Annotated in this window: 11 protein-coding genes; 2 read left to right on the top strand and 9 right to left on the bottom strand. The window is 58.8% G+C overall.

From position 1 onward, the window contains the following. Nucleotides 1-59: 59 nt before the first annotated feature. The 3 genes from AB9K34_RS07815 to AB9K34_RS07805 all read right to left on the bottom strand — a co-directional run bounded on the left by AB9K34_RS07815 (nt 60) and on the right by AB9K34_RS07805 (nt 3,937). Nucleotides 60-743, bottom strand: coding sequence for an outer membrane protein (locus AB9K34_RS07815; protein ID WP_369953864.1), 684 nt, complete (start codon nt 741-743; stop codon nt 60-62). Between the two features lie 451 nt (nt 744-1,194). Further along, complete coding sequence (cls, locus tag AB9K34_RS07810; protein WP_369953863.1) at nt 1,195-2,607, bottom strand: cardiolipin synthase; 1,413 nt, start codon at nt 2,605-2,607, stop codon at nt 1,195-1,197. Between the two features lie 316 nt (nt 2,608-2,923). Further along, on the bottom strand, nt 2,924-3,937 hold the full coding sequence (locus AB9K34_RS07805) for an AraC family transcriptional regulator (protein WP_369953862.1): 1,014 nt from the start codon (nt 3,935-3,937) through the stop codon (nt 2,924-2,926). A gap of 230 nt (nt 3,938-4,167) precedes the next feature. Here AB9K34_RS07805 and AB9K34_RS07800 point away from each other — a divergent pair, with 230 nt between their 5' ends. Further along, nucleotides 4,168-5,568 (top strand): DUF1254 domain-containing protein, encoded by a 1,401-nt coding sequence (locus tag AB9K34_RS07800; protein WP_369953861.1) that lies wholly within the window; start codon nt 4,168-4,170, stop codon nt 5,566-5,568. Nucleotides 5,569-5,753: 185 nt separating this feature from the next. On the opposite strand, the gene AB9K34_RS07795 is transcribed toward AB9K34_RS07800, so the two are convergent. Then, nucleotides 5,754-6,740: a sterol desaturase family protein gene (locus AB9K34_RS07795; protein WP_369953860.1), complete on the bottom strand. Its 987-nt coding sequence runs from the start codon at nt 6,738-6,740 to the stop codon at nt 5,754-5,756. A 30-nt stretch (nt 6,741-6,770) separates the two neighbouring features. Between AB9K34_RS07795 and AB9K34_RS07790 the strand changes: the two genes are divergently transcribed. Continuing rightward, on the top strand, nt 6,771-7,019 hold the full coding sequence (locus AB9K34_RS07790; RefSeq protein WP_369953859.1) for a helix-turn-helix domain-containing protein: 249 nt from the start codon (nt 6,771-6,773) through the stop codon (nt 7,017-7,019). Nucleotides 7,020-7,052: 33 nt separating this feature from the next. Here AB9K34_RS07790 and AB9K34_RS07785 read toward each other — a convergent pair whose 3' ends face one another. The 5 genes from AB9K34_RS07785 to AB9K34_RS07765 form a co-directional block, all read right to left on the bottom strand. Beyond that, nucleotides 7,053-8,159 (bottom strand): ABC transporter ATP-binding protein, encoded by a 1,107-nt coding sequence (locus AB9K34_RS07785; RefSeq protein WP_369953858.1) that lies wholly within the window; start codon nt 8,157-8,159, stop codon nt 7,053-7,055. After that, a complete protein-coding gene (locus AB9K34_RS07780; RefSeq protein ID WP_369953857.1) occupies nt 8,159-9,211 on the bottom strand; it encodes an ABC transporter ATP-binding protein in 1,053 nt (350 codons plus the stop codon). Before AB9K34_RS07780 ends, AB9K34_RS07785 begins: the two co-directional genes overlap by 1 nt. Nucleotides 9,212-9,215: 4 nt before the next feature. Then, nucleotides 9,216-10,061 carry a carbohydrate ABC transporter permease gene (locus tag AB9K34_RS07775; protein ID WP_369953856.1) on the bottom strand — a complete coding sequence of 282 codons (846 nt, stop codon included), beginning with the start codon at nt 10,059-10,061 and terminating at the stop codon, nt 9,216-9,218. Nucleotide 10,062: 1 nt separating this feature from the next. After that, complete coding sequence (locus AB9K34_RS07770) at nt 10,063-10,929, bottom strand: carbohydrate ABC transporter permease (protein ID WP_369953855.1); 867 nt, start codon at nt 10,927-10,929, stop codon at nt 10,063-10,065. Nucleotides 10,930-11,076: 147 nt separating this feature from the next. After that, on the bottom strand, nt 11,077-12,576 hold the full coding sequence (locus AB9K34_RS07765; protein ID WP_369953854.1) for an ABC transporter substrate-binding protein: 1,500 nt from the start codon (nt 12,574-12,576) through the stop codon (nt 11,077-11,079). Nucleotides 12,577-12,651 lie beyond the last annotated feature (75 nt).

The following is a 12,651-nucleotide window of genomic DNA, read 5'->3' as shown; positions in this document are numbered from 1 at the left end:
CGCCGCTGTGGTTCTGCCCTTATGAGATCAACGCGGTCACAGTCCGGCGGCGGATCGCATCAAAACGCGAAGTTCACACCGATCTTGATGGATTGGTAATCCGGCGTAGCAGACGTCGTGTTTCCTGCCGCGTCGGAAAGTTCAACCTTGCCGAAGTTGCCGTATTGGTACTCTGCACGGATCGACCACTGATCGTTCAGGGTGCGTTCGACACCAAGCCCGACCACGTACCCGGTATCGGACGGCTCCTGCTGTATCGAGACCGGGCCGGCCGCTCCCGTGCCGGAAACTGCATAGTCGAATTTGCCCTTGGCAACCCCTGCAAACCCGTAAACAAGCGTCTTCTCAGCCAGAATGGCACCCATGTTGAAACGGAGGTTCACCGCGTTCTTCAGTTCCATCGATGCGGCATAGCCCGCCCCGACGATGTCTGATCCCACAGAGCCGCCTTCCAGTCCAAGTTCCAGGCCGTACATGTAATTCGCCAGCAACCACCGATATCCAAGATGAATGTCGGCGATACCGCCGTCATTGGACAGCGTGCCTATATCGAATTGAGGGGCGTTGCCGCGGATGCCGACACGATCATCTCCGCCGAACGCATAGCCAATGCTGCCACCGACATAGAAGCCATCGAACGGCGTTGATCCGCTTTGGCTTGGGGTGACCGGCACGACAACGACCGGATCATCGACGGCCGGAGCAAGGTTTCCGGCATGGGCCGAGCCCCCGAAAACGAACATGCCCAAACACGTTGCCTGAAGAATTGAGTTCTTGTAGCTAGTCATCCTGTTTCCACCAATTACTATGATCCGCATCCACGCGGACCCAACCGAAATCAGCCTTCCCCGCTTTGGGAGACGGTATATTTTCCCATTTTCAGCCGACATGTTTCTGATCGACGCAGTAGGCAATTTTGCGCGCCAAAGCAAACTCCCTGCACGAATCGCGATGATGCGCGCATGTTCCCGTCTTCCGCACCGGCCCATCTTAGGGCGATGGCAGCGGATATGCCAATAACAGTGCCGCATTCGGGAACTGTAACATGCCAGTGTTGCATGAATGGAGCACCGTGTCTCTTGCGAGGACCTGCCATGCCCCCGGATTGTGAAACAGACTGCGATCTGGCCGGTCAGGCGCGACCACCGCTCTCCGGTAAGGTCTGTCGTGGAAAATCGGCTTACAAGGAAATATTCAAAGCAGCGGTGCAAAGAGGCGCGAGACAGGTGCCGCAATTCTCATCCAGACCGGACGGTCGGAAAGGTCGCGCTCGAGAAGGTAGGACTCCTTGAAATCGGCTTCCAGCATTTCCTCGACTTCTTTGGCCAGAGATTCGTCGAACAGGACGGCCATGGCTTCAAAGTTCAGGCGAAATGACCGGTTGTCGAAATTGGTGGTGCCGATGGCTGAAATCTCGTCATCGACAAGAATGACCTTCTGATGCATGAAGCCATTTGTGTAGGACCATATCTCGATGCCAACCGCTCGCAATTCGTCGAAATACGCCAGCGCCGCGAGCCAGGGCAGCCAGTGGTCCACCTTTTCAGGTACAAGCAGCCGGATCTCGACCCCGCGCATCGCAGCGAGCTTGAGCGCGACCAGAACATCGTTTTCCGGCACCATGTATGGCGTGGCGAGCCACAGGCGCGAACGTGCCGAATGGATTGCTGCGCAAAAGAACAACGCGCCGTACTCTTCTTCGTCCGCCGGACCCGTGGCAACAATCACCCCATCAATGTCGCGATCCATGTGTGGCGCGTTCCAGTTGAGCAAAACGCGCAGGTTCTCTTCAGTTGCCCAAAACCAGTCCTCTGCGAAAACCAGTTGAAGCTGGCTCACGATGGGCCCGTCCAACCTGCAATGTGTATCGCGCCAGTTCCCGAAGTAAGGATCGCGGGACAAATATTCGTCCCCCACGTTAAGCCCGCCCGTGAATCCCACCTTCCCGTCGATAACTATGGTTTTGCGGTGGTTGCGGAAGTTGATCTGGAACGGGGTTTTCGGACCTTTCTTGGTATGGATGTTGATCGTCTCGACGCCTGCGTCCTCAAGTGCGGAAAGGTAGGAGCGTGGCAATTTGTTGCTTCCCACCGCGTCGAAAAGGAAGCGGACGCTCACACCACGTCCGGCGCACGCGATCAGGCGGTCGCGAAATAACCGCCCCACCTCGTCGTCCTTGACGATGTAGAACTGAACCAGAACGTAATGCTCGGCACTGTCCAGCGCTTCGAAAATAGCATCGAACGTGGCCGCCCCGTCGATCAACAGGGATACATCGTTGCCGGATACAACCGGCAGACCGGCGATTGCCTCGAACGCACGCGTCGCTTCGGTCAGCTCTTCTTCGGGGCGGCGATTGATGTCGGCATGGCGCTTGATGCCCGTTACGATTTCAGAGACCTCGCGACGGGCAACGATATACCCGCGAAAGCGCCAGCTTCCGAGGAACAGGTAGGACGGCACTGCGATCACTGGCAGCGCGACGAGAAAAACGGTCCAGGCCACCGCCCCCTGCGATGTCCGTGCCGTCTGGATCGCCTTGAAGGCGAAAAAGAAGGCCGCACATTGAATAGCGGCATAAGCAAGGACGAGCAGTACGCTAAACATTGTCCGGCGTTCCAAAGGCCCGATGTGCGGGGCATGCCATCATCTGTTCAGTTCCTCCGCAAGAAACGAGAAGTCCCGATATGCACCTTGATGAATGAGACCATACCGAGTCAATCGCCGGTTTGGTTGACGGATACCGCTACAAGACCCGTGCCCGTTTCCCGGCATCCGGACTGTAGGCGCATATCGCGGCATCCTTCCGCAGCCAAGATGACTGGGCCACACCAAGGTTTTGGGTAGTTGCAGGGCGAATATGCAAGCGCGTGACCGGCTCGCTCGGGCACCACTCAGGCGGCCGCGTTGCGGACGAAATGGATCAGTTCCAGGATGGCGATGTCTTTGCCCGCCACAGCGATGGTGATGTTCCGCTCCTGCGGCGAAACGCATCCGAGAAAACACCCGGCGAGGCAAAAGCGAGCATTGCGGCGATCTCACCGATTGGAATTTCCGTCAGATCCAGCAGTTCGCGGGCCACCGAAAAGCGGACATCGTCGCGCAGCGACCGAAAGGTCTCTCCCTCCTGCGCCAATCTTCTTTCAAGGGTGCGCGGGTGCAGGCTCATCTCTGCGGCAACAGCAGACAGGCTTGGTGTGTTTGTATACAGAACATGGCGCACCGCTTGTCGTGTGCGTGTCAACAGGTCTGGCGCATCACGCAGGATCGACCTTGATATGTCTGCCTGCAAACGGCAACGCAATGCGGGATCGGAACTCGGCAGGGTCACCTGCAATGACTCCGCGTCGAGAAGGATACAGCTTCGATACTGGTCGAACTGCATCGGGATTTTCAGCAGTCGCGCATAGGCCGTGACATCTTCGGGCGCGCGGTGGGAAAAATGTATTTCGACCGGTTTCACTTTGCTGTTCGTCAGAACCTCGATCATCCTGAGAGCGACGCCGATAACGGCATCATAGAGAATCTGGCTGCCGCGATGCGATGCGGCATAAGTCCCATAGCCAAAGGCGCAGATGTCGTCGAACTGGTTCAAATAGACGATTGTACCGCTGGAATAACTCTGCTGGCACGTGACAAAATCCATGAGCGCCTGACCAAGCCTTGGTGCGGTGAGCATGAGTTTACCGAGCGGCCCGTGCAGTACGAAATCGAAACGCTGTCCGATCAGCAGGCCCAGATGCGGACAATTGGTCTGCCGGGCCGCTCGCTCAAGCAGGGTGAGCATCGGCGTAAACGGCACACGCGTATCGGCATCGAGCGTATCCGGATCAATGCCGGTCCCGTCGAACACCGAGGTAACATCTCCTCCGAGTTCGCATAACAGCGAAGGCAGCTCTGACAGGACGCCTGCCCGCTGTGTCATCATTTTGCCCATCAGTCAGTCGCCTGTGCATTTTGTCGTTAAAACCGAAGCGTGTTTTGCGCCGTCGATATACAACCCGACCCAGATCACTACAAACAGGGAAATTCCAGTATGCGTACGGATGCGAATGTCCAAAGGGCTGCTGGAAATTTCTGTTGCGATCCAGAACCGACATGACATCAAAAACGAGGAATACCGTCATGAATATCACGCGCAGAGCGCTTTCCCAAGGAGCGCTGGGGTTGACCGCCGTATCAATGTTTGCAGGTCAGGCGCAGGCACTGGAAGGTGCGATCAGCGACGAACTGCTTGACCGCGCCGACTTCTGGACAGCGCTTGAGGCCTATACCTATGCCTATCCGCTGGTAACGATGGAATATACCCGCCGGGTGATGTCGAATGTCACCAAGCCCGCCGGAACCAAGGCTCCGATGGGGCAGTTGGCACGGTTGCGCCAATATCCCGATGCATCGTTCCGGGACGTGACCGCGCCGAATGCGGATACGCTCTACACCTACGGTTTTCTTGAAGTCACCGAGGAACCCTATGTTCTGAACCTGCCGGACATGGATGATCGCTATGCGCTGTTTCCGATGCTCGACGGCTGGACCGACGTCTTCGAGGTGCCCGGCAAGCGTACGACAGGCACGGGGGCGCAGACCTATGCAATCACCGGTCCGGGTTGGACCGGAACGCTGCCGGACGGCGTTACCGAGCTGAAATCGCGGACCGGACTTGTCTGGATCCTTGGCCGCATCTATTGCACCGGAACCCCGGAGGACTATGAAGCGGTCCACAAGCTGCAAGACGAAATGACGCTGGTTCCGCTCAGCGCCTACGGCACGGATTACACGCCGCCCGAGGGCAAGATCGATTCTTCGATCGATATGAAAACACCGGTTCGCGAACAGGTGAACGCCCTGAGCGCGGTGGATTTCTTCACGCTGTTCTGTGAACTGCTCAAGACGAACCCCCCCATCGCAGCCGATTCAGCCCTGGTTGAAAAATTCGCGGCCATCGGGATCGTGCCGGGGCAGGATTTCGACGCCAGCAAACTCGACGTCATCCTGCAAAAGCGTCTGCCCCAGATCGCCTTTGCCCGGATGATGCTGCATTTCAAGGCAAGCGACGGAGATTTCGAGGATGTCAACGGCTGGTCCTACACCACCAAGACCGGGCTTTATGGAACCGAGTACCTTCAGCGTGCCCTCATTACGGCCATAGGCTTGGGCGCCAACCGGCCACAGGACGCGATCTATCCGGTCAGCACCAAATCCGGCAGCGGTGTGCTCGCGCGCGCCTACAAGGGGTCCGAGAAATACGTCATCACCTTCCCCAAGGGTCAGCTGCCGCCGGTCGATGGTTTCTGGTCGATCACGATGTACGATGCCAAGTATTTTTTCGTCAAGAATCCGATAAACCGCTATTCGATCAGCCCGAGACAGAATCTGAAAACAAATCCCGATGGCTCGACCGACATCTACATCCAGAACGAGTCGCCCGGAAAGGACAAGGAATCGAACTGGCTTCCTGCACCAGAGGGCAAGTTCATTCTGATGATGCGTCTCTACTGGCCCAAAGAGGCCAATCCATCCATTCTTGATGGATCCTGGTCGATTCCGCCCGCCAGAAAAGTCGGCTAATCACGTCCTGAACAGCCTCACCGTGCGCCGAACCGCTCGTTTGCCGGCACGGTGAGGCAATTTCGACCTGACTCGCAGGCCGGCCGTGCATCGCCGACCCGACGCAGGCCCCCGGTCGAAAATCGCCTCGTTGGTGTTTTTCCGCGTTTGGTCATTCCGGGGACGTTCCGGCTTAAGACCGGGGATCAGTCGACGCTGTCGAGCACCCGCCTGAGCGTGCGGACCGATTGCCAGCGCTGCGTGGTACAGAACGGTCCCGCGCAGCCCCGCAGCGCAATCGCGTCCGTGCCCGTCAAGGTGATCGAACCGCGATAGGTCCGTCCGTCTTCCGGGTTCAGAAGCCGGCCCGACCAGCCTGTTCCCGAGCGGCGCAAGCCCGTGATGATGACATCGCCCGGTTGCGCATGCGGTGTGTCGCCGGGGCTCCATGCCCAGATCAGCCGGCCACATGTTGCTTTGGTGTCGCTCTCGCACGGTGCGAATTGCACGATGATCGCGACGCCCGGCGAGGCATAGGCACCGGTCAGGGTCTCGGCGCGGGCTTCTGTCGCTCCCAGACCCGGCAGAATTGCGAAACCCAGGAACAGGGTGCGCAGGATCCACCCCGGAAGCGGCCGTGCAACGCGCCGGAATTCATCTAGATAATCGGGATGTTCCGTGCCCATCCACCGGTCCCACCATGTAAAGTAGAGGCCGAGATTGTACCCGGCATGGGCATGATGAAGGTCGTGATGGGTGACGGTGGTCATCCAGCCGAACAGCGGCTTGCCCTGCCGGTTCGCTGGAAAAAGTTCGTATCCCGAATGCCCGATCGCGTTGCGCAGTATCATATGCGTGACGAATATCAGGATCGCGAGCGAATGGACGGGCAGCACGAGCAGGATCAGCGGCAGATATATGGCGTTCACGACGGCCTCTCCGAGATCGAAGCTGTAGGACGCAAACGGTGTCGGATTGTGCGAGCGGTGATGCAGCCGGTGGAAACGCCGAAAAAGCGGCGGATAGTGCAGCAACCGATGGGACCAGTAGAACCAGGTATCATGCGCTATGATCAACACCGCAGTGCCGAGACCGAAATAGGCCCAGCCGTAGATACTGATCTCGGTGTAAACCGGGAAAACCCCCGATTTGGCCCCCAACACGATCAGCGTGCCACTCAGGGCAAAGATCACAACCGTGCGCAAACTGGCGAGAAGTTCGCGGTGGATCTTACCGTTCGGCGGGCGATCAACAAGGGGCTGGGATACAGGAATTTTGCGCAATTCATCAACGAACGCAGGATCGAGGCGGCCCGGCAGATCCTGTCCGATCCAGCGCGCGCCGATATCCCGATACTGTCTATCGCCTATGACGTCGGCTTTGCCTCTGTTGGCACATTCAACCGTGCCTTTCGGGATCAGACCGGCCAGTCACCCAGCGAATACCGGCAATCCCGGAATAAGCTCTCATGATGCGCGGTCGCCTTTCCGGGCCGAGGGGATCGGTCAGCCGACATCTTCTGAGGGAAGATAGGCCTCGCCATCGCCGAGCAAGCGGCCATTTCCGAACACCAACAGGTCGCGGAGGTTCACCGAAAGCCCGACATCCGCCCCGGCTGCAAGGCGCTTGTGTCTGCGCGATTTGACCTTGATGGCTTCTCCGTTGGCCGCGCGCAGGGTGAAGACGCGTTCGACCCCCAGATTCTCCACCGTTTCGACCCGCGCCCACGGCGCCGCGTCTTCGACCAAGTGGATATGTTCCGGTCGAACGCCAAAGCTCAGGTCGCTGCTCCCGACATCGCGCGGCAGGCTGACGGAAAGACCAAGCGCCGGGCAATTCAGGCGGTCGTTCCCGGGTTCCGCAGCAAGAATGTTGAGCGGCGGGGACCCGATGAAATAGCCGACGAACTCGTTCTGCGGACGGGCGAACAGGTGCTCGGGCGTCCCTGCCTGCTGAACCCGTCCGTCTTTCATGACAACGACCTCGTCGGCGAATGACATTGCCTCGCTCTGATCATGTGTCACGAGGATCATGGTGATACCGGTGGCGCGGTTGATCTCGCGCAATTTGCGGCGCAGCGCAAATTTCATCTGCGGATCGATGACCGTCAACGGCTCATCCAGAAGCACCGCGCTCACATCGTCCCGAACGAGCCCGCGCCCAAGAGAGACAAGCTGCTTCTGGTCCGCGCTCAGCCGGCGCGCCGGTGCGCCGAGGATGTCGGACAGGTCAAGAAGACGGGCGATACGGTCCACCCGTTCGGCGATCTTTGCGGACGGCCAGTTGCGGCATTCCAGCGGAAAGGCGAGGTTCTGGCGCACGGTCTTGGTCGTGTAGATCACCGGAAACTGAAATACCTGTGCGATATTGCGCTCGCCGGTCCGCGCGCCGGTCATATCCTTGCCGTCAAACAGCAACCGGCCCGTCGATGGCGTGACAAGTCCGGAGATGATGTTCAGCATCGTCGTCTTGCCACAGCCCGAAGGACCCAAAAGCGCATAGGTCTTGCCATCCTCCCATGTCAGATCGACAGGCTTCAGCGCGTAATCCGTTTCGCATTGCGGTGCGTCTCGGTAAGAATGCCCGAGACCCCTGAGGACGATCCTTGCCATCAGCCGATCCTCCCGGTGATGTTTGCGCCCTCTTGCGAAAAGAGCAGCAGGCTTCGCGCGTCGAGCGCGACATCAAGGCTGTGGCCGGGTTGAAACTCTTGGATACCATCGAGCAGCATTGCCGCCTGACCAAACGGCAATTGAAGATGCAAAATCGTATCCGAACCCGAGAACTCGGCGAGCGTGACGCGGGCGGCGATGTCTCCGCCGATTGCGAGTGCATCGGGCCGGATGCCGATCCGCACCGCCGTTCCATCGCGCAGCCCACCACCTGCAAGCCCGGTGGCCGATCCGTCCGCGAAACATGCCATGCCGCCAAGGATGCGGCCGTCGCAGACCGAGATCGGCGGATCGCTGATCAACTGCGCCACCTCGACATTCGGCGGGTTGTCGAACAAATCACCCGGATCGCCATGAGCGATGATTTTGCCGTCGTGCATGACAATCAGTTCGTCCCCGAGTTGCATCGCCTCGCCCGGTTCGGTCGTCGTATACAGGATCACCCCGTCGACATTCTTGTGCAGCAGGCGCGGAAATTCTTCGCGGAGCTGTTCGCGCAGCTTGTAATCCAGATTGGCAAGCGGTTCGTCCATCAGCAGGATACGCGCGTTTTTTACGACAGCACGGGCAAGCGCGACCCGCTGTTGTTGACCGCCCGACAACTCCGAGGGCATCCGCGTCTCGAAATCCGACAGACCGACAAGGGCCAGCGCCTCGCGTGCGCGTGCGACCGCTGTCGCTTTGTCGACATTCTGCCGGCGCAGGGGAAAGGTCACGTTTTGCAGTGCATTCAGATGCGGATAATTGATGAACTGCTGATAGACCATTGCCATTTGCCGCGCCCGCACCGGCCTGTGCAGCAGATCGGCGCCATCCAGCCGGATCGCTCCGCTCCGGATCGGATCAAGGCCGATCAGGGTCCGCAACAATTCGGTCTTGCCGGCACCGGTGCGCCCCAGAATTGTATAGATCTTGCCTGCCTCGAAGCGGGCGTTCAATCCGGCGAGAGGCCGTTTCGTGTCGGCGGTGGACAGGTTCTCGAGTGTCAGCATGGGTCTACCGAATTGCGCCGGAGAGAGAACCGCGCGACATGAACCGCTCGACAAGAATGGCGACCAATGCCAGCGGCGTCACCGAGATCAGCGCAAAGGCAGAGAGCGACCACCACGGCGTGACCGATGAATTCAGCGACACGATTGCCACCGGCAGAAGCTGGGTCTTGGTGAATGTCAGCGTGAAGGCGAAGAAGAAGTCGTTCCAGCCGAAGATCAGACAGAACATTCCCGCCACCACCAGCCCCGCCAGAGAATTGGGCAGGATGACCCGAAGGAACGCGCCGGCAGGGGTGCAGCCGTCGATCATCGCCATCTCGTCCAACTCCTTCGGAATCGAGCCGAAAAAGTCGATCATCACCCAAACGGCAATCGGCAAGAGCAATGCGATATAGACAATTACCAGCCCGAAAATGGTATCCAGCGCCCCGATCTCCCTCAGCATCAGGAAAAATGGAATGGCCAGCACGATAGGCGGCATGATCCGCTGCGAGATGAAGAAAAAGGTAATATCCGAATTTTTCACGAAGCCGGCGCGGAATTGGTATCGGCTCAACCCGTAAGCCGCGAGTGTCCCGAGAACCAGGCTGATCGCGCTTGCCGTAAGAGTCACGGTCGCCGAATTGAGAAAGGGCGTCACGATATTGATACCCTGACTGCCAGAGGCAAAAAGCGACTTCCAGCCCTGGGTGGACGGTTCGAATTCGAGCCAGGGAATATAGCGCGCGCCACTGGTGACCGCATTTGCGTCCTTGAACGAGGTGCTCAGCGCCCAGAGGAACGGGAACACCACGAAGATCGACCAGGCGAGCAGAAACAGGTATTTCAGGATCAGATAGGTCCGGTTCATCTCAGCTGTCCTTTCCGATCAGAAATCTCATGAGCAGCTTGCTGATGATGGTCAGGCTGACGATCATCAAAACCAGGTAGGTGATGGACAGGGCCGCAGAATACCCCACCTGAAAATCCCGCAAGCCGCGAATATAGATGTAATACGACGGCGTTTCCGTCGCCGTGCCGGGGCCGCCCGACGTCAGGACATAAACGGTATCCATGATCTTGGATGCTTCGATCAACCTGATGATCACCGCCCCGATGGAAATCGGCGCCATGAGCGGAAAGGTCACCTGCCAAAAGGTGCGCCACGGCCCCGCGCCATCGATGGCAGCGGCCAGATAGGGCTCGCGCGGAAGCGAGACCAGACCGGCCAGCAACAGCAGAAACATGAACGGAGTCCATTGCCACACCTCGACGATGATGACGCTGGCAAATGCGCCTGCGGCGCTCGACAACCACGGCACCGGTCCGATCCCGGCGACCGACAGAAGGTCGTTCACCGGCCCCAGACTTTCATGGAACATGGTGCGCCATATCACCGACATCACCACCGGCGTGGTCATCATCGGTACCAGGAACAGAACCCGGAACAGTCGCCCGCCCTTCGTCTGTTTCCAGACCGCAAGCGCCAGTGCGAACCCCAGCGTATATTGCAGGCTCACGCTGATCGCGCTCATCACCGAGAGTCGGAGCAGGCTTTCCCAGAAGCGCGTGTCCTGAAACACCCTCAGGTAATTGCGCGCGCCGATATAGTCGAGCCCTGCCTGATAGACGTCCCAGCTCGAAAAGCTGACCCGCACGGTGAAGAGCAGCGGGAAGATGATAATCGCCAGAAGCGTCAAGAGCGCTGGGAGAAGGAAGAAATGTTTGGGCTGGAGCATCTGGATTCGCTGATGGATTGTGAGGAAGGCTGCGCCAGCCTCCCCGCTTTTGAAAATCTGGGCACTTCACGATCAACCCGAAACGCCCGGCAACACATGGCGTCCTGAAGTTTTCGGTGCCAGGCAGTGGTGGCAGACAGGTCAGGTTTATCGCGACCCGCCTTGGTGCGCGTTGTCTTCGAGGCGGACAACATTGGCATAGGCGTCGCGCAAGCGGTCTTCGCCAATGCGGTCAACGATCGCGCGCCATTCATCGGCAACGTCATCCAGAGCGTCCTGTGCGCTCTTCTGTCCGGCCATCGCTTCGGCCACACCGTTTGCCATCGACGACATGAACTGACCCACGCCCGGCACCCGCAGGTCGTAGACCCGGTTGTTGCTCAGCTCCATTTCCGAGAGCGTGTTGACGTAGCTGTCGGCAACCTGCGCATCCCATCCGAGGTTCTGCCAGAAGGCACTGTCGAAATGGCTGTTGCGATAGGGGTTCACGCCGAACCGCCCGATCTGGAGATCGTGCGAAGTGTTCGCCTCGTTGGCGAAGAAGCAGAGATAGTCGAACGCCATCTCCTTTTCCTCGGACAATGCGGATACGGCGGAGGACCAGCCCCAGGTCATGTAAGGCGCGCGGTTCGGTTCATCGAACTTATCCCATTGGCCAGTGGCCCGATTCCACACCTCGCGTGCACCCGGCAGCGGTGCCGCGCCGACCATGTTGCGAATGCGGCTGTCCTCCTGCTGCGCCTGAACAAAGGCATCATCCCAGGAATAGCTCATGAGGGTCTGGCCACCGCCAAAGGAGAATATCTCATCGCCAAGGCCGAAATTCGTACCGCCCGGTGGAAAGGCCTCTTGCGCTTCAACAAACAATTCCAGTCCGCGCACGAAGCCCGGGGTATTGATCAGCGGCTCCATGGTTTCGAGATCGAAAAAGAAGCCGCCCGTCACATCCGGGTGCTTTGCATAGGGTGCGGCGCGGCTGATGAAGGCCGAGAACATGAGGTCGTCGCGCTTGGCCACCTCGGCCGAGCCGTAATTGATCTCGCCATCGCCGTCCCAGTCGAAGCCCGAAAAGAACCGGGCGATCTCGTTATATTCTTCCCATGTCGCGGGCACGGCAAGTTCCCGCCCGGTTTCAGCCTGGAACCGGGCTCTGAGCGCGTCGTTTTCGAAAGCATCGGTACGATATTTGAGATAATGGCGGTCACCGTCCATCGGATACTGGATCATCTGCCCGTTCCATGTGGCGACCCCTCTGAAACTGTCGGTGACGTCCGCCATCCCGGTCGAGTTGAGATAGCTCTCGGGCACCGGTTCGAGGAAGCGGTTGAAATCACCGATCCAGAGCGAGCCGTAGAACAGAACGTCATAGGCGTTCTGTCCGCTCTGGAACGGGATCATGATCCGTTGAAACAGATCGCCAAACGGGACGTGGACGACATTGACATCAGCGCCGGTCAGTTCTGCGAATTGTTCCGCATGAAGCGCCGTCGGCTCGCCGATCACGGGGATTGCATGCGTGATTATATTGAGCGTGCGCCCGGAATAATCCTTGGCGTCGATCGCTTCATAACTGCAGGTGCCGGTGACCTGCCCCCCTTCGGTCCCTCGTTCATAACGAGAGTCTGCGGGTTTGATCTTGATAATCATGGGTTTCGGTTTGGGCAAGCGCGCCGGGCGCGGAGCCCTCAAATTGCTCAAGCGCTCGGCGCGCTTGCAGTGGCG

The organism is Sedimentitalea sp. XS_ASV28 (assembly GCF_041224545.1).
In the GTDB taxonomy this organism is placed as follows: Bacteria; Pseudomonadota; Alphaproteobacteria; order Rhodobacterales; family Rhodobacteraceae; genus Sedimentitalea.
The sequence above is the reverse complement of the archived record's forward strand: the minus strand, read 5'-3'. Positions and strand labels throughout refer to the sequence as shown.